Origin of the sequence: Kluyvera georgiana, from assembly GCF_050990895.1 — a bacterium.
In the GTDB taxonomy this organism is placed as follows: Bacteria; Pseudomonadota; Gammaproteobacteria; order Enterobacterales; family Enterobacteriaceae; genus Kluyvera; species Kluyvera georgiana.
The window spans coordinates 454,933-470,731 of record NZ_CP158865.1; the positions used below are offsets into that span (position 1 = coordinate 454,933).

30 protein-coding genes and 1 pseudogene are annotated in these 15,799 nt (G+C 50.9%); 29 read left to right on the plus strand and 2 right to left on the minus strand.

What is annotated here, in order from left to right; genetic code table 11:
• The first annotated feature begins 9 nt into the window (after nt 1-9).
• From rplD to ABTW00_RS02280, 29 genes and pseudogenes are all read left to right on the plus strand, one after another.
• Nucleotides 10-615: a 50S ribosomal protein L4 gene (gene rplD / locus ABTW00_RS02140; protein ID WP_000424395.1), complete on the plus strand. Its 606-nt coding sequence runs from the start codon at nt 10-12 to the stop codon at nt 613-615.
• Entirely contained in the window at nt 612-914 is a 303-nt protein-coding gene (gene rplW, locus ABTW00_RS02145) for a 50S ribosomal protein L23 (RefSeq protein WP_000617546.1), read from the plus strand. Before rplD ends, rplW begins: the two co-directional genes overlap by 4 nt.
• Nucleotides 915-931: 17 nt before the next feature.
• Entirely contained in the window at nt 932-1,753 is an 822-nt protein-coding gene (gene rplB / locus ABTW00_RS02150; protein ID WP_000301859.1) for a 50S ribosomal protein L2, read from the plus strand.
• Nucleotides 1,754-1,769: 16 nt separating this feature from the next.
• Nucleotides 1,770-2,048, plus strand: a complete 279-nt coding sequence (gene rpsS / locus ABTW00_RS02155) for a 30S ribosomal protein S19 (protein ID WP_001138117.1) — start codon at nt 1,770-1,772, stop codon at nt 2,046-2,048.
• Between the two features lie 14 nt (nt 2,049-2,062).
• On the plus strand, nt 2,063-2,395 hold the full coding sequence (gene rplV / locus ABTW00_RS02160) for a 50S ribosomal protein L22 (protein WP_035894978.1): 333 nt from the start codon (nt 2,063-2,065) through the stop codon (nt 2,393-2,395).
• A 17-nt stretch (nt 2,396-2,412) separates the two neighbouring features.
• Nucleotides 2,413-3,111 (plus strand): 30S ribosomal protein S3, encoded by a 699-nt coding sequence (gene rpsC, locus ABTW00_RS02165; RefSeq protein WP_006817277.1) that lies wholly within the window; start codon nt 2,413-2,415, stop codon nt 3,109-3,111.
• A gap of 12 nt (nt 3,112-3,123) precedes the next feature.
• Nucleotides 3,124-3,534: a 50S ribosomal protein L16 gene (gene rplP / locus ABTW00_RS02170; protein WP_064541633.1), complete on the plus strand. Its 411-nt coding sequence runs from the start codon at nt 3,124-3,126 to the stop codon at nt 3,532-3,534.
• Complete coding sequence (gene rpmC, locus ABTW00_RS02175; RefSeq protein ID WP_002919754.1) at nt 3,534-3,725, plus strand: 50S ribosomal protein L29; 192 nt, start codon at nt 3,534-3,536, stop codon at nt 3,723-3,725. Before rplP ends, rpmC begins: the two co-directional genes overlap by 1 nt.
• Nucleotides 3,725-3,979 carry a 30S ribosomal protein S17 gene (gene rpsQ / locus ABTW00_RS02180; RefSeq protein ID WP_035894980.1) on the plus strand — a complete coding sequence of 85 codons (255 nt, stop codon included), beginning with the start codon at nt 3,725-3,727 and terminating at the stop codon, nt 3,977-3,979. Before rpmC ends, rpsQ begins: the two co-directional genes overlap by 1 nt.
• Before the next feature lie 163 nt (nt 3,980-4,142).
• Nucleotides 4,143-4,514, plus strand: a complete 372-nt coding sequence (gene rplN, locus ABTW00_RS02185) for a 50S ribosomal protein L14 (RefSeq protein WP_000613954.1) — start codon at nt 4,143-4,145, stop codon at nt 4,512-4,514.
• A gap of 10 nt (nt 4,515-4,524) precedes the next feature.
• Nucleotides 4,525-4,839, plus strand: a complete 315-nt coding sequence (gene rplX, locus ABTW00_RS02190) for a 50S ribosomal protein L24 (RefSeq protein WP_035894981.1) — start codon at nt 4,525-4,527, stop codon at nt 4,837-4,839.
• 14 nt (nt 4,840-4,853) lie between these two features.
• Nucleotides 4,854-5,393 (plus strand): 50S ribosomal protein L5, encoded by a 540-nt coding sequence (gene rplE / locus ABTW00_RS02195; protein ID WP_064541635.1) that lies wholly within the window; start codon nt 4,854-4,856, stop codon nt 5,391-5,393.
• Between the two features lie 14 nt (nt 5,394-5,407).
• A complete protein-coding gene (rpsN, locus tag ABTW00_RS02200) occupies nt 5,408-5,713 on the plus strand; it encodes a 30S ribosomal protein S14 (protein WP_064541637.1) in 306 nt (101 codons plus the stop codon).
• A gap of 30 nt (nt 5,714-5,743) precedes the next feature.
• The gene (gene rpsH / locus ABTW00_RS02205) at nt 5,744-6,136 is read left to right on the plus strand and encodes a 30S ribosomal protein S8 (protein ID WP_003031127.1); all 393 of its coding nucleotides are present in this window, start codon (nt 5,744-5,746) and stop codon (nt 6,134-6,136) included.
• Nucleotides 6,137-6,148: 12 nt separating this feature from the next.
• On the plus strand, nt 6,149-6,682 hold the full coding sequence (gene rplF / locus ABTW00_RS02210) for a 50S ribosomal protein L6 (protein WP_064541640.1): 534 nt from the start codon (nt 6,149-6,151) through the stop codon (nt 6,680-6,682).
• A 9-nt stretch (nt 6,683-6,691) separates the two neighbouring features.
• On the plus strand, nt 6,692-7,045 hold the full coding sequence (rplR, locus tag ABTW00_RS02215; protein WP_000358960.1) for a 50S ribosomal protein L18: 354 nt from the start codon (nt 6,692-6,694) through the stop codon (nt 7,043-7,045).
• A 14-nt stretch (nt 7,046-7,059) separates the two neighbouring features.
• The gene (gene rpsE / locus ABTW00_RS02220; protein WP_015962744.1) at nt 7,060-7,563 is read left to right on the plus strand and encodes a 30S ribosomal protein S5; all 504 of its coding nucleotides are present in this window, start codon (nt 7,060-7,062) and stop codon (nt 7,561-7,563) included.
• Nucleotides 7,564-7,566: 3 nt separating this feature from the next.
• Nucleotides 7,567-7,746: a 50S ribosomal protein L30 gene (gene rpmD, locus ABTW00_RS02225; RefSeq protein ID WP_003863301.1), complete on the plus strand. Its 180-nt coding sequence runs from the start codon at nt 7,567-7,569 to the stop codon at nt 7,744-7,746.
• A 3-nt stretch (nt 7,747-7,749) separates the two neighbouring features.
• On the plus strand, nt 7,750-8,184 hold the full coding sequence (gene rplO, locus ABTW00_RS02230) for a 50S ribosomal protein L15 (RefSeq protein ID WP_064541643.1): 435 nt from the start codon (nt 7,750-7,752) through the stop codon (nt 8,182-8,184).
• A gap of 7 nt (nt 8,185-8,191) precedes the next feature.
• Nucleotides 8,192-9,523 (plus strand): preprotein translocase subunit SecY, encoded by a 1,332-nt coding sequence (secY, locus tag ABTW00_RS02235; protein WP_015962746.1) that lies wholly within the window; start codon nt 8,192-8,194, stop codon nt 9,521-9,523.
• 31 nt (nt 9,524-9,554) lie between these two features.
• Nucleotides 9,555-9,671: a 50S ribosomal protein L36 gene (gene rpmJ, locus ABTW00_RS02240; protein WP_000868187.1), complete on the plus strand. Its 117-nt coding sequence runs from the start codon at nt 9,555-9,557 to the stop codon at nt 9,669-9,671.
• Between the two features lie 146 nt (nt 9,672-9,817).
• The gene (gene rpsM, locus ABTW00_RS02245) at nt 9,818-10,174 is read left to right on the plus strand and encodes a 30S ribosomal protein S13 (RefSeq protein WP_013364454.1); all 357 of its coding nucleotides are present in this window, start codon (nt 9,818-9,820) and stop codon (nt 10,172-10,174) included.
• Between the two features lie 16 nt (nt 10,175-10,190).
• Nucleotides 10,191-10,580: a 30S ribosomal protein S11 gene (gene rpsK / locus ABTW00_RS02250; protein ID WP_001029684.1), complete on the plus strand. Its 390-nt coding sequence runs from the start codon at nt 10,191-10,193 to the stop codon at nt 10,578-10,580.
• A gap of 33 nt (nt 10,581-10,613) precedes the next feature.
• On the plus strand, nt 10,614-11,234 hold the full coding sequence (gene rpsD, locus ABTW00_RS02255; RefSeq protein ID WP_038158499.1) for a 30S ribosomal protein S4: 621 nt from the start codon (nt 10,614-10,616) through the stop codon (nt 11,232-11,234).
• 25 nt (nt 11,235-11,259) lie between these two features.
• Nucleotides 11,260-12,249, plus strand: a complete 990-nt coding sequence (locus ABTW00_RS02260) for a DNA-directed RNA polymerase subunit alpha (RefSeq protein WP_002919219.1) — start codon at nt 11,260-11,262, stop codon at nt 12,247-12,249.
• Nucleotides 12,250-12,289: 40 nt separating this feature from the next.
• Nucleotides 12,290-12,676 (plus strand): 50S ribosomal protein L17, encoded by a 387-nt coding sequence (gene rplQ / locus ABTW00_RS02265; RefSeq protein ID WP_064541646.1) that lies wholly within the window; start codon nt 12,290-12,292, stop codon nt 12,674-12,676.
• A 110-nt stretch (nt 12,677-12,786) separates the two neighbouring features.
• Nucleotides 12,787-13,155, plus strand: a complete 369-nt coding sequence (locus tag ABTW00_RS02270) for a DUF1992 domain-containing protein (RefSeq protein ID WP_065358278.1) — start codon at nt 12,787-12,789, stop codon at nt 13,153-13,155.
• A gap of 2 nt (nt 13,156-13,157) precedes the next feature.
• Nucleotides 13,158-13,571, plus strand: a complete 414-nt coding sequence (gene zntR, locus ABTW00_RS02275) for a Zn(2+)-responsive transcriptional regulator (RefSeq protein WP_064541652.1) — start codon at nt 13,158-13,160, stop codon at nt 13,569-13,571.
• Between the two features lie 71 nt (nt 13,572-13,642).
• Nucleotides 13,643-13,965: pseudogene (locus tag ABTW00_RS02280) on the plus strand (alternative ribosome-rescue factor A).
• On the opposite strand, the gene mscL reads toward ABTW00_RS02280, so the two are convergent.
• On the minus strand, nt 13,859-14,269 hold the full coding sequence (gene mscL, locus ABTW00_RS02285) for a large-conductance mechanosensitive channel protein MscL (RefSeq protein ID WP_064541658.1): 411 nt from the start codon (nt 14,267-14,269) through the stop codon (nt 13,859-13,861). The pseudogene ABTW00_RS02280 and the gene mscL sit on opposite strands and share 107 nt — an antisense overlap.
• 147 nt (nt 14,270-14,416) lie before the next feature.
• A complete protein-coding gene (gene trkA / locus ABTW00_RS02290; RefSeq protein ID WP_064541661.1) occupies nt 14,417-15,793 on the minus strand; it encodes a Trk system potassium transporter TrkA in 1,377 nt (458 codons plus the stop codon).
• Nucleotides 15,794-15,799: the final 6 nt, after the last annotated feature.

Sequence of the window (15,799 nt, forward strand, 5' to 3'; positions counted from 1 at the left end):
GGGATAGCAATGGAATTAGTATTGAAAGACGCGCAGAGCGCGCTGACTGTTTCCGAAACTACCTTCGGTCGTGATTTCAACGAAGCGCTGGTTCACCAGGTTGTTGTTGCTTATGCAGCTGGTGCTCGTCAGGGTACTCGTGCTCAGAAGACTCGTGCTGAAGTAACTGGTTCAGGCAAAAAGCCGTGGCGCCAGAAAGGTACCGGCCGTGCGCGTTCAGGTTCTATCAAGAGCCCGATCTGGCGTTCAGGTGGCGTGACCTTCGCTGCACGCCCGCAGGACCACAGTCAAAAAGTTAACAAGAAGATGTACCGCGGCGCGCTGAAAAGCATTCTGTCCGAACTGGTACGTCAGGATCGTCTGATCGTTGTCGAGAAGTTCTCTGTAGAAGCGCCTAAAACTAAGCTGCTGGCACAGAAACTGAAAGACATGGCTCTGGAAGATGTGCTGATCATCACCGGTGAGCTGGACGAAAACCTGTTCCTGGCTGCGCGCAACCTGCACAAGGTTGACGTACGCGATGCAACTGGTATCGACCCGGTTAGCCTGATCGCCTTCGACAAAGTCGTAATGACTGCTGATGCTGTTAAGCAAGTTGAGGAGATGCTGGCATGATTCGTGAAGAACGTCTGCTGAAGGTGCTGCGCGCACCGCACGTTTCTGAAAAAGCGTCTACTGCGATGGAAAAAACTAACACCATCGTTCTCAAAGTTGCTAAAGACGCGACCAAAGCAGAAATCAAAGCTGCTGTGCAGAAACTGTTTGAAGTCGAAGTCGAAGTCGTTAACACCCTGGTAGTTAAAGGGAAAGTTAAACGTCACGGACAGCGTATCGGTCGTCGTAGCGACTGGAAAAAAGCTTACGTCACCCTGAAGGAAGGCCAGAATCTGGACTTCGTCGGCGGCGCTGAGTAAGTCGGAGGAGTAATACAATGGCAGTTGTTAAATGTAAACCGACATCTCCGGGTCGTCGCCACGTAGTTAAAGTGGTTAACCCTGAGCTGCACAAGGGCAAACCTTTTGCTCCGCTGCTGGAAAAAAACAGCAAATCCGGTGGTCGTAACAACAATGGCCGTATCACCACTCGTCACATTGGTGGTGGTCACAAGCAGGCTTACCGTATTGTTGACTTCAAACGCAACAAAGATGGTATCCCGGCAGTTGTTGAACGTCTTGAGTACGATCCGAACCGTTCCGCGAACATCGCGCTGGTTCTGTACAAAGACGGCGAGCGCCGTTACATCCTGGCCCCTAAAGGCCTGAAAGCTGGCGACCAGATTCAGTCTGGCGTTGATGCTGCAATCAAAGCAGGTAACACCCTGCCGATGCGCAATATCCCGGTTGGTTCTACCGTTCATAACGTAGAAATGAAACCAGGTAAAGGCGGTCAGCTGGCACGTTCCGCTGGTACTTACGTTCAGATCGTTGCGCGTGATGGTGCTTATGTCACCCTGCGTCTGCGTTCTGGTGAGATGCGTAAAGTCGAAGCAGACTGCCGTGCAACCCTGGGCGAAGTTGGCAATGCTGAGCATATGCTGCGCGTTCTGGGTAAAGCAGGTGCTGCACGCTGGCGTGGTGTTCGTCCTACCGTTCGCGGTACTGCGATGAACCCAGTCGATCACCCACATGGTGGTGGTGAAGGTCGTAACTTTGGTAAGCACCCGGTAACTCCGTGGGGCGTTCAGACCAAAGGTAAGAAGACCCGCAGCAACAAGCGTACTGATAAATTCATCGTACGTCGCCGTAGCAAATAATTTTAGAGGATAAGCCATGCCACGTTCTCTCAAGAAAGGTCCTTTTATTGACCTGCACTTGCTGAAGAAGGTAGAGAAAGCGGTGGAAAGCGGAGACAAGAAGCCCCTGCGCACTTGGTCCCGTCGTTCAACGATCTTTCCTAACATGATCGGTTTGACCATCGCTGTCCATAATGGTCGTCAGCACGTTCCAGTTTTTGTTACCGACGAAATGGTTGGTCACAAACTGGGTGAATTCGCACCGACTCGTACTTATCGCGGCCACGCTGCTGATAAAAAAGCGAAGAAGAAATAAGGTAGGAGGAAGAGATGGAAACTTTAGCTCAACATCGCCATGCTCGTTCTTCTGCTCAGAAGGTTCGCCTTGTTGCTGACCTGATTCGCGGTAAGAAAGTGTCGCAGGCACTGGAAATTCTGACCTACACCAATAAGAAAGCGGCTGTACTGGTTAAGAAAGTTCTGGAATCTGCCATTGCTAACGCTGAACACAACGATGGCGCTGACATCGACGATCTGAAAGTTACGAAAATTTTCGTAGACGAAGGCCCGAGCATGAAGCGCATTATGCCGCGTGCGAAAGGTCGTGCAGATCGCATCCTGAAGCGCACCAGCCACATCACTGTGGTTGTGTCCGATCGCTGAGACTCTGGAGACTAGCAATGGGTCAGAAAGTACATCCTAATGGTATTCGCCTGGGTATTGTAAAACCATGGAACTCAACCTGGTTTGCGAACACCAAAGAATTCGCTGACAACCTGGACAGCGACTTTAAAGTACGTCAGTACCTGACTAAGGAACTGGCTAAAGCGTCCGTATCTCGTATCGTTATCGAGCGTCCGGCTAAGAGCATCCGTGTGACCATTCACACCGCTCGCCCGGGTATCGTGATCGGTAAGAAAGGTGAAGACGTAGAAAAACTGCGCAAAGTCGTAGCTGATATTGCTGGCGTACCTGCCCAGATCAATATCGCCGAAGTGCGTAAGCCTGAACTGGACGCAAAATTGGTTGCTGACAGCATCACTTCTCAGCTGGAACGTCGCGTTATGTTCCGTCGTGCTATGAAGCGTGCTGTACAGAACGCAATGCGTCTGGGCGCTAAAGGTATCAAAGTTGAAGTTAGCGGCCGTCTGGGCGGCGCGGAAATCGCACGTACCGAATGGTACCGTGAAGGTCGCGTACCGCTGCACACTCTGCGTGCTGACATCGACTACAACACCTCTGAAGCGCACACCACTTACGGTGTAATCGGCGTTAAGGTATGGATCTTCAAAGGTGAGATCCTGGGTGGTATGGCTGCTGTTGAACAACCGGAACCGGCTGCTCAACCTAAAAAGCAGCAGCGTAAAGGCCGTAAATAAGGAGCGTCGCTGATGTTACAACCAAAGCGTACAAAATTCCGTAAAGTGCACAAAGGCCGTAACCGCGGTCTGGCTGCTGGCGCGGATGTTAGCTTCGGCAGCTTCGGCCTGAAAGCTGTTGGCCGTGGTCGTCTGACTGCCCGTCAGATCGAAGCAGCACGTCGTGCAATGACCCGTGCAGTTAAGCGTCAAGGTAAGATCTGGATCCGTGTATTCCCGGACAAACCGATCACCGAAAAACCGCTGGCAGTGCGTATGGGTAAAGGTAAAGGTAACGTGGAGTATTGGGTTGCCTTGATCCAGCCGGGTAAAGTCCTGTATGAAATGGACGGTGTCCCGGAAGAGCTGGCCCGTGAAGCATTCGGCCTCGCTGCAGCGAAACTGCCGATCAAAACCACCTTTGTAACTAAGACGGTGATGTAATGAAAGCAAAAGAGCTGCGTGAAAAAAGCGTTGAAGAGCTGAACGCTGAGCTGCTGAACCTGCTGCGTGAGCAGTTCAACCTGCGCATGCAGGCTGCAAGTGGCCAGCTGCAACAGACTCACCTGCTGAAGCAGGTTCGTCGTGATGTTGCACGCGTTAAGACTTTACTGACTCAGAAGGCGGGTGCGTAATGACCGATAAAATCCGTACTCTGCAAGGTCGCGTAGTTAGCGCAAAAATGGAGAAATCCATTGTTGTTGCTATCGAACGTATGGTGAAACACCCGGTATACGGCAAATTCATCAAACGTACGACCAAACTGCACGTACATGACGAGAACAACGAATGCGGCATGGGCGACGTGGTTGAAATCCGCGAATGCCGTCCGCTGTCCAAGACTAAATCCTGGACGCTGGTTCGCGTTGTAGAGAAAGCGGTTCTGTAATACAGTACTCGTTCTCGATACGAATAAACGGCTCAGCGATGAGCCGTTTATTTTTTCTACCCTTATCGTTGAAGCGGTGTTATAATGCCGCGCCCTCGATATGGGGCTTTTTAACGACCTGAATTCGGGTCTCAGTAGTAGTTGACATTAGCGGAGCACTAAAATGATCCAAGAACAGACTATGCTGAACGTCGCCGACAACTCCGGTGCACGTCGCGTAATGTGTATCAAGGTTCTGGGTGGCTCGCACCGTCGCTACGCAGGCGTAGGCGACATCATCAAGATCACCATCAAGGAAGCAATTCCGCGTGGTAAGGTCAAAAAAGGTGATGTGCTGAAGGCGGTAGTGGTGCGCACCAAGAAGGGTGTTCGTCGCCCGGACGGTTCTGTCATTCGCTTCGATGGTAATGCATGCGTTATTTTAAACAATAACAGCGAGCAGCCTATCGGTACGCGTATTTTTGGGCCGGTAACTCGTGAACTTCGTAACGAGAAGTTCATGAAAATTATCTCTCTGGCACCAGAAGTACTCTAAGGAGCGAATCATGGCAGCTAAAATCCGTCGTGATGACGAAGTTATCGTGTTAACCGGTAAAGATAAAGGTAAACGCGGTAAAGTTAAGAATGTCCTGTCTTCCGGCAAGGTCATCGTTGAAGGTATCAACCTGGTTAAGAAACACCAGAAGCCGGTTCCGGCTCTGAACCAACCAGGCGGCATTGTAGAGAAAGAAGCAGCTATTCAGATCTCTAACATTGCACTTTTCAACGCGGCTACCGGCAAGGCTGACCGTGTAGGCTTTAGATTCGAAGACGGCAAAAAAGTCCGTTTCTTCAAGTCTAACAGCGAAACTATCAAGTAATTTGGAGTAGTACGATGGCGAAACTGCATGATTACTACAAAGACGAAGTAGTCGCTAAACTCATGTCTGAGTTTAACTACAATTCTGTCATGCAAGTCCCTCGGGTCGAGAAGATCACCCTGAACATGGGTGTTGGTGAAGCGATCGCTGACAAGAAACTGCTGGATAACGCAGCAGCTGACCTGACAGCAATCTCCGGTCAAAAACCGCTGATCACCAAAGCACGCAAATCAGTTGCAGGCTTCAAAATCCGTCAGGGCTATCCGATCGGCTGTAAAGTAACTCTGCGTGGCGAACGCATGTGGGAGTTCTTTGAGCGCCTGATCACTATTGCTGTTCCACGTATCCGTGACTTCCGTGGCTTGTCCGCTAAGTCTTTCGACGGTCGTGGTAACTACAGCATGGGTGTCCGTGAGCAGATCATCTTCCCAGAGATCGACTACGATAAAGTCGACCGCGTGCGTGGTTTGGATATTACCATTACCACTACTGCGAAATCTGATGAAGAAGGCCGTGCTCTGCTGGCTGCCTTTGACTTCCCGTTCCGCAAGTAAGGTAGGGTTACTGAATGGCTAAGCAATCAATGAAAGCACGCGAAGTAAAGCGCGTAGCTTTAGCTGATAAGTACTTCGCAAAACGCGCTGAACTGAAAGCTATTATCTCTGATGTGAACGCGACCGACGAAGATCGTTGGAACGCAGTTCTCAAGCTGCAGTCTCTGCCGCGTGATTCCAGCCCGTCTCGTCAGCGTAAACGCTGCCGTCAAACAGGTCGTCCGCATGGCTATGTGGGCAAGTTCGGGTTGAGCCGTATTAAGCTTCGTGAAGCCGCTATGCGCGGTGAAGTACCGGGCTTGAAAAAGGCTAGCTGGTAATTACCAATTGAATCACGGGAGTAAAGACAGATGAGCATGCAAGATCCGATCGCGGATATGCTGACCCGTATCCGTAACGGTCAGGCCGCGAATAAAGCTGCGGTCACCATGCCTTCCTCCAAGCTGAAAGTGGCAATTGCCAACGTGCTGAAGGAAGAAGGTTTTATTGAAGATTTTAAAGTTGAAGGCGACACCAAGCCGGAACTGGAACTGACTCTTAAGTATTTCCAGGGTAAAGCTGTTGTAGAAAGCATTCAGCGTGTTAGTCGCCCAGGTCTGCGCATTTATAAGCGTAAAGACGAGCTGCCGAAGGTTATGGCTGGCATGGGTATCGCGGTTGTTTCTACCTCTAAAGGTGTTATGACTGATCGTGCAGCGCGCCAGGCTGGTCTTGGTGGCGAAATTATCTGCTACGTAGCCTAATCGGAGGAAAAAATGTCTCGTGTTGCTAAAGCACCGGTCGTTGTTCCTGCCGGCGTTGATGTAAAAATCAACGGTCAGGTTATTACGATCAAAGGTAAAAACGGCGAGCTGACTCGTACTCTCAACGATGCTGTTGACGTTAAACATGCAGATAATGCTCTGACTTTCGGTCCGCGTGATGGTTACGTAGACGGTTGGGCTCAGGCTGGTACCGCGCGTGCCCTGCTGAACGCAATGGTTATCGGTGTTACCGAAGGCTTCACTAAGAAGTTACAGCTGGTTGGTGTAGGTTATCGTGCAGCGGTCAAAGGGAACGTGGTAAACCTGTCTTTAGGTTTCTCTCACCCGGTTGAGCATCAGCTGCCGGCAGGTATTACTGCTGAATGTCCGACTCAAACTGAAATCGTGCTGAAAGGCGCTGATAAGCAGGTAATCGGCCAGGTAGCAGCGGATCTGCGCGCCTACCGTCGTCCTGAGCCTTATAAAGGCAAGGGTGTTCGTTACGCCGACGAAGTCGTGCGTACCAAAGAGGCTAAGAAGAAGTAAGGTAACACTATGGATAAGAAATCTGCTCGTATCCGTCGTGCGACCCGCGCACGCCGCAAGCTCCAGGAGCTGGGTGCAACTCGCCTGGTGGTACATCGTACCCCGCGTCATATTTACGCACAGGTCATTGCACCGAACGGTTCCGAAGTTCTGGTAGCTGCTTCTACTGTAGAAAAAGCTATCGCTGAACAACTGAAGTACACCGGTAACAAAGACGCTGCAGCAGCTGTGGGTAAAGCTGTCGCTGAACGCGCTCTGGAAAAAGGCATCAAAGATGTGTCCTTTGACCGTTCCGGGTTCCAATATCATGGTCGTGTCCAGGCACTGGCAGATGCTGCCCGTGAAGCTGGCCTTCAGTTCTAAGGTAGAGGTGTAAGATGGCTCACATCGAAAAACAAGCTGGCGAACTGCAGGAAAAGCTGATCGCGGTAAACCGCGTATCTAAAACCGTTAAAGGTGGTCGTATTTTCTCCTTCACAGCTCTGACTGTAGTAGGCGATGGTAACGGTCGCGTTGGTTTTGGTTACGGTAAAGCGCGTGAAGTTCCAGCAGCGATCCAGAAAGCGATGGAAAAAGCCCGTCGCAATATGATTAACGTCGCGCTGAATACTGGCACCCTGCAGCACCCGGTTAAGGGTACTCACACGGGTTCTCGTGTATTCATGCAGCCGGCTTCCGAAGGTACCGGTATCATCGCCGGTGGTGCAATGCGCGCCGTTCTGGAAGTCGCTGGGGTTCGTAACGTTCTGGCTAAAGCGTATGGTTCCACTAACCCGATCAACGTGGTTCGTGCAACTATCGATGGCCTGGAAAATATGAAATCTCCGGAAATGGTCGCTGCCAAGCGTGGTAAATCCGTTGAAGAAATTCTGGGGAAATAAACCATGGCAAAGACTATTAAAATTACTCAAACCCGCAGTGCAATCGGTCGTCTGCCGAAACACAAGGCAACGCTGCTTGGCCTGGGTCTGCGTCGTATTGGTCACACCGTAGAACGCGAGGATACTCCTGCTGTTCGTGGTATGGTCAACGCGGTTTACTTCATGGTTAAAGTTGAGGAGTAAGAGATGCGTTTAAATACTCTGTCTCCGGCCGAAGGCTCTAAAAAGGCGGGTCGCCGTCTGGGTCGTGGTATCGGTTCTGGCCTCGGTAAAACCGGCGGTCGTGGTCACAAAGGTCAGAAGTCTCGTTCTGGCGGTGGCGTACGTCGTGGTTTCGAGGGTGGTCAGATGCCTCTGTACCGTCGTCTGCCGAAATTCGGCTTCACTTCTCGCAAAGCAGCGATCACAGCGGAAGTCCGTCTGTCTGACCTGGCGAAAGTGGAAGGCGGTATTGTTGACCTGAACACGCTGAAAGCAGCTAACATTATCGGTGTCCAGATTGAGTTCGCGAAAGTGATCCTGGCTGGCGAAGTTTCTACTCCGGTAACTGTTCGTGGCCTGCGTGTTACTAAAGGCGCTCGTGCTGCTATCGAAGCTGCTGGCGGTAAAATCGAGGAATAAGTAGCAGATGGCTAAACAACCGGGATTAGATTTTCAAAGTGCCAAAGGTGGCTTAGGCGAGCTGAAACGCAGACTGCTGTTTGTAATCGGTGCGCTTATTGTGTTCCGTATTGGCTCTTTTATTCCGATCCCTGGTATTGATGCCGCTGTACTTGCCAAACTGCTTGAGCAACAGCGAGGCACCATCATTGAGATGTTTAACATGTTCTCTGGTGGTGCTCTCAGCCGTGCTTCTATCTTTGCTCTGGGGATCATGCCGTATATTTCGGCGTCGATCATTATCCAGCTGCTGACGGTGGTTCACCCAACGCTGGCGGAAATTAAGAAAGAAGGGGAGTCTGGTCGTCGTAAGATCAGCCAGTACACCCGCTACGGTACTCTGGTGCTGGCGATATTCCAGTCGATCGGTATTGCTACCGGTCTGCCGAATATGCCTGGTATGCAGGGCCTGGTAATCAATCCAGGCTTTGCATTCTATTTCACCGCTGTTGTGAGTCTGGTTACAGGGACAATGTTCCTGATGTGGCTCGGCGAACAGATCACTGAACGTGGTATCGGTAACGGTATCTCGATCATCATCTTCGCTGGTATCGTTGCGGGACTCCCGCCAGCCATTGCCCATACTATCGAGCAAGCGCGTCAAGGCGACCTGCACTTCCTCCTGTTGCTGTTGGTTGCAGTATTAGTGTTTGCAGTGACGTTCTTTGTTGTATTTGTTGAGCGTGGTCAACGCCGCATTGTGGTAAACTACGCGAAACGTCAGCAAGGTCGTCGTGTCTATGCTGCACAGAGCACACATTTACCGCTGAAAGTGAATATGGCGGGGGTAATCCCGGCAATCTTCGCTTCCAGTATTATTCTGTTCCCGGCGACCATCGCGTCATGGTTCGGGGGCGGTACCGGTTGGAACTGGCTGACAACAATTTCGCTGTATTTGCAGCCTGGGCAACCGCTTTATGTGTTACTCTATGCGTCTGCAATCATCTTCTTCTGTTTCTTCTACACGGCGTTGGTCTTCAACCCGCGTGAAACAGCAGATAACCTGAAGAAGTCCGGTGCATTTGTACCAGGAATTCGTCCGGGAGAGCAAACGGCGAAGTATATCGATAAAGTAATGACTCGCCTGACACTCGTTGGTGCACTGTATATTACTTTTATCTGCCTGATCCCGGAGTTCATGCGTGATGCAATGAAAGTGCCGTTCTACTTCGGTGGGACATCGCTACTGATCGTTGTTGTCGTGATTATGGACTTTATGGCTCAAGTGCAAACTCTGATGATGTCAAGTCAGTACGAGTCTGCATTGAAGAAGGCGAACCTGAAAGGCTACGGCCGCTAAATGGTCGTCTGAGAAGTTACGGAGAGTAAAAATGAAAGTTCGTGCTTCCGTCAAGAAATTATGCCGTAACTGCAAAATCGTTAAGCGTGATGGTGTCATCCGTGTGATTTGCAGTGCCGAGCCGAAGCATAAACAGCGCCAAGGCTGATTTTTTCGCATATTTTTCTTGCAAAGTTGGGTTGAGCTGGCTAGATTAGCCAGCCAATCTTTTGTATGTCTGTACGTTTCCATTTGAGTATCCTGAAAACGGGCTTTTCAGCATGGTGCGTACATATTAAATAGTAGGAGTGCATAGTGGCCCGTATAGCAGGCATTAACATTCCTGATCAGAAACATGCTGTGATCGCGTTAACCTCGATCTACGGCGTCGGCAAGACCCGTTCTAAAGCCATCCTGGCTGCTGCGGGTATCGCTGAAAATGTTAAGATCAGTGAGCTGTCTGAAGGACAAATCGACACGCTGCGTGACGAAGTTGCCAAATTTGTCGTTGAAGGTGATCTGCGCCGTGAAATTAGCATGAGCATCAAGCGCCTGATGGATCTTGGTTGCTATCGCGGTTTGCGTCATCGTCGTGGTCTGCCAGTGCGCGGTCAGCGTACTAAGACCAACGCACGTACCCGTAAGGGTCCGCGCAAACCGATCAAGAAATAATCGGGGTGATTGAATAATGGCAAAGGCACCAATTCGTGCACGTAAACGTGTAAGAAAGCAAGTCTCTGACGGCGTGGCTCATATCCATGCTTCTTTCAACAACACCATCGTTACCATTACCGATCGTCAGGGTAACGCGCTGGGTTGGGCAACAGCCGGTGGTTCCGGTTTCCGTGGTTCGCGTAAATCCACTCCGTTTGCAGCTCAGGTTGCAGCAGAGCGTTGCGCTGACGCCGTTAAAGAATACGGCATCAAGAATCTGGAAGTTATGGTTAAAGGTCCGGGTCCAGGCCGCGAATCTACTATTCGTGCTCTGAACGCCGCTGGTTTCCGCATCACTAACATTACTGATGTGACTCCGATCCCTCATAACGGTTGTCGTCCGCCGAAGAAACGTCGCGTATAACGCTTCGTTTTCCAGGTTTGTTGGAGAAAGAAAATGGCAAGATATTTGGGTCCTAAGCTCAAGCTGAGCCGTCGTGAGGGCACCGACTTATTCCTTAAGTCTGGCGTTCGCGCGATCGATACCAAGTGTAAAATTGAACAAGCTCCTGGCCAGCACGGTGCGCGTAAACCGCGTCTGTCTGACTATGGTGTGCAGTTGCGTGAAAAGCAGAAAGTTCGTCGTATTTACGGCGTGCTGGAGCGTCAGTTCCGTAACTATTACAAAGAAGCAGCACGTCTGAAAGGCAACACCGGTGAAAACCTGTTGGCTCTGCTGGAAGGTCGTCTGGACAACGTAGTATACCGTATGGGCTTTGGCGCCACTCGTGCTGAAGCACGCCAGCTGGTTAGCCATAAAGCAATCATGGTAAACGGTCGTGTTGTTAACATCGCTTCTTATCAGGTTAAAGCGAATGACGTTGTTAGCATCCGTGAGAAAGCGAAAAAGCAATCTCGCGTTAAAGCCGCTCTGGAGCTGGCTGAACAGCGTGAAAAGCCAACCTGGCTGGAAGTTGATGCTGGCAAGATGGAAGGCACGTTCAAGCGTCAGCCTGAGCGTTCTGATCTGTCTGCGGACATTAACGAACACCTGATCGTCGAGCTTTACTCCAAGTAAAGCTTAGTACCAAAGAGAGGACACAATGCAGGGTTCTGTGACAGAGTTTCTAAAACCGCGCCTGGTAGATATCGAGCAAGTGAGTTCGACGCACGCCAAGGTGACCCTTGAGCCTTTAGAGCGTGGCTTTGGCCATACTCTGGGTAACGCACTGCGCCGTATTCTGCTCTCATCGATGCCGGGTTGCGCGGTGACCGAGGTTGAGATTGATGGTGTACTTCATGAGTACAGCACCAAAGAAGGCGTTCAGGAAGATATCCTTGAAATCCTGCTCAACCTGAAAGGGCTGGCGGTGAGAGTTCAGGGTAAAGATGAAGTTATTCTTACCTTGAATAAATCTGGCATTGGCCCTGTGACTGCAGCCGATATCACCCATGATGGGGATGTCGAAATCGTCAAGCCGCAGCACGTGATCTGCCACCTGACCGATGAGAACGCAGCTATCAGCATGCGTATCAAAGTTCAGCGCGGTCGCGGTTATGTGCCGGCTTCTGCCCGAATTCATTCGGAAGAAGATGAGCGCCCGATCGGCCGTCTGTTGGTCGACGCCTGCTACAGCCCTGTAGAGCGTATTGCCTACAATGTTGAAGCAGCGCGTGTAGAACAGCGTACCGACCTGGACAAGCTGGTCATCGAAATGGAAACCAACGGCACAATCGATCCTGAAGAGGCGATTCGTCGTGCGGCAACCATCCTGGCAGAACAACTGGAAGCTTTCGTTGACTTACGTGATGTACGTCAGCCGGAAGTGAAAGAAGAGAAACCAGAATTCGATCCGATCCTGCTGCGCCCTGTTGACGATCTGGAATTGACTGTCCGCTCTGCTAACTGCCTCAAGGCAGAAGCTATCCACTATATCGGTGATCTGGTACAGCGTACCGAGGTTGAGCTTCTTAAGACGCCTAACCTGGGTAAAAAATCTCTTACCGAGATTAAAGACGTGCTGGCTTCCCGTGGTCTGTCTCTGGGCATGCGCCTGGAAAACTGGCCGCCGGCAAGCATTGCTGACGAGTAACCGGATCACAGGTTAAGGTTTTACTGAGAAGGATAAGGTCATGCGCCATCGTAAGAGTGGTCGTCAACTGAACCGCAACAGCAGCCATCGCCAGGCTATGTTCCGCAACATGGCAGGTTCACTGGTTCGTCATGAAATCATCAAGACGACCCTGCCTAAAGCGAAAGAACTGCGTCGCGTAGTTGAGCCGCTGATTACTCTTGCCAAGACTGATAGCGTTGCTAATCGTCGTCTGGCATTCGCCCGTACTCGTGATAACGAGATCGTGGCAAAACTGTTTAACGAGCTGGGCCCGCGTTTCGCGAGCCGTACCGGTGGTTACACTCGCATTCTGAAGTGTGGCTTCCGTGCAGGCGACAACGCGCCGATGGCATACATCGAGCTGGTTGATCGTGCTGAGCCGAAAGCAGAAGCAGCTGCAGAGTAATTTGCAGTAAAATAAAAAAACCCGCCTCGGCGGGTTTTTTTATATCCCCTCTTCCCCCATCCTATCTACAATAGCCGTATTCTTTCTGTTCAATTCAGCGGAGTGTTGTCATGTGGTTACTGGACCAGTGGGCTGAGCGTCATATTACCGACGCACTGCGCCGAGGTGAGTTTGACAATCTTCCGGGGCAGGGCGAGCCACTCGTGCTTGATGATGACTCCGCTGTTCCTGAAGAGCTACGCTCTGGTTACCGGCTATTAAAGAATGCCGGATGCCTGCCACCAGAGCTTGAACAACGTAAAGAGGCGATAGCGCTGGCGGATATCCTGAAAGGTATTCGCCGTGAAGACGTTCGCTACCAGGAACTAAGTCGTCGATTAACGCTGTTGGAGCTCAAACTCCAACAGGCCGGTATCAATACTGACTTTCTGCGCGGCGATTATGCTGAAAAACTGATGCAAAAAATCAACGAGGAGTAGCGATGTACCGGATTGGCGAACTGTCTAAACTGGCTGGAGTCACTCCTGACACCGTCCGTTATTATGAAAAGCAGCAGATGATGAGTCATGACGTGCGTACCGAAGGCGGCTTTCGCCTGTACACCGCGGACGATCTTCAGCGTCTGAAGTTTATTCGTTACGCTCGCCAGCTTGGTTTTACTCTGGAGTCGATCCGTGAGCTGCTTTCGATCCGTGTGGATCCGGAGCACCATACCTGTCAGGAATCAAAAAGCATCGTCCAGGCCCGGCTTAGTGAAGTTGAGTCGCGCATTGAAGAACTTCAGTCGATGCAGCGTGCGCTAAAACAGCTCAATGATGCTTGTTGTGGAACAGCTCACAGCAGTGAGTTTTGTTCGATACTTGGGATCCTCGAGCAGGGGGCCGGTGCATCGTAAAATCGCCGTTGAATTTTTACACAATGAGGTCTACACTCGCCGCGTATCATTAACCTAATCAGGAGATCGTTATGAGCCGCTATCAGCATACGAAGGGGCAGATAAAAGATAATGCCATCGAGGCGCTGTTGCATGACCCGCTGTTTCGTCAGCGCGTTGAGAAAAATAAGAAAGGGAAAGGTAGCTATTTACGGAAGGAAAAACACGGTAAACAATATGGTCGGGAGGCCAGTGGCAAACAAGCGATACGCTTTTTTACCACTGGCTTTCTGCTTTCTGTAGCCTGATTAAGAACGGTTGTTTTGTTCTTTCAGCAGATCGCGAATTTCGGATAGCAGCACTTCTTCTTTTGTTGGCGCCGGCGCGGCCGCAGGTTCTTCTTTCTTACGATTGAGTTTATTCATCAGCTTAATCGCCATAAAGATGGCGAAGGCAACAATAATAAAATCAAACACATTCTGGATGAACACCCCGTAATGCATCACAACGGCAGGGATATCACCCTGCGCATCACGTAGCGTGACGGCAAACTGTTTGAAATCAATCCCACCAATTAATAGCCCCAGCGGTGGCATGATAATGTCCGCCACTAAAGACGACACGATCTTACCAAACGCTGCACCAATAATGACACCCACTGCCAAATCGACAACATTTCCTCGCATCGCGAATTCGCGAAACTCTTTAATAATGCTCATTTTATTCTCCCTTGTGCTAGCTGACGTTTATAAGTTTAACAAATGTTTATTTAATTTCCATTAGTGATAATAAATATGAAGGTATTAATTAACCCTTAAATAATAGAAGGTTAATAAAAAAGCGCTCTATTGAGCGCCTTTGGGAAATTAAAGGAAGAAAGGACTGGGCTGGAACAGGCGTTCGACGTCGGAAATATATTTTTTATCGGTCAGGAACATAATGACGTGATCGCCTTGTTCAATACGCAAATTGTCATTAGCAATCATGACGTCATTTCCGCGCACCACCGCACCAATAATGGTGCCTGGAGGCAGTTTAATTTCGTCAATCACTCGGCCAACCACGCGCGAAGTACTTTCATCGCCGTGTGCGACGGCTTCGATGGCTTCAGCAACACCGCGGCGGAGCGATGAAACGCCCACGATATCCGCTTTACGCACGTGGCTCAGTAGCGCGGAGATGGTGGCCTGCTGCGGAGAGATCGCAATGTCGATCACGCTGCCCTGGACCAGATCGACATAAGCGCGGCGTTGGATCAACACCATCACTTTCTTGGCGCCCATCCGCTTAGCCAGCATCGCCGACATGATATTGGCTTCGTCATCGTTGGTGACGGCAATAAATAGATCGACCTGATCAATATGCTCTTCAGCCAACAGCTCTTGATCCGAGGCATCGCCAAAGAAGACGATGGTGTTTTGCAGTTTCTCTGCCAGCTCGGCCGCTCGCTGTTGATTACGCTCAATCAGCTTCACGCTGTAATCTTTTTCCAGCCTGCGTGCTAGCCCCGCACCGATGTTACCACCGCCAACCAGCATGATGCGCTTGTAAGGTTTCTCCAGACGTTGTAGCTCACTCATTACCGCGCGAATATGCTGTGATGCGGCGATAAAGAACACTTCATCACCGGCTTCGACAATAGTGGATCCCTGCGGGCGAATTGGGCGGTCATGGCGGAAAATCGCCGCCACGCGGGTATCAATGTGCGGCATATGCTCACGCATCGTTGAGAGCGCATTACCCACTAGCGGACCGCCGTAGTAAGCCTTCACCACAGCCAGGCTGACTTTACCTTCTGCGAAGTTCACCACCTGCAGCGCGCCGGGATACTCAATCAGCCGGTAGATGTTGTCGATAACCAATTGCTCAGGCGCGATCAGATGATCGATCGGTACGGCATCGCTGTGAAAGAGCTTATCGGCGTCGCGTACGTAGTCCGGTGAGCGGATTCGTGCAATACGGTTTGGCGTATTGAATAACGAGTAGGCCACCTGGCAGGCGACCATATTGGTTTCATCCGAACTGGTAACCGCGACCAGCATATCGGCATCGTCGGCACCGGCTTCGCGCAGAACGCGTGGGTGGGAGGCGTGGCCTTGTACCACGCGAAGGTCGAATTTATCCTGCAGGCTGCGCAAGCGTTCGCCGTTAGTGTCAACGATCGTGATGTCGTTGTTTTCCCCGACCAGGTTTTCCGCCAGCGTACCGCCGACTTGTCCGGCGCCCAGAATGATAATTTTCATCAGTTG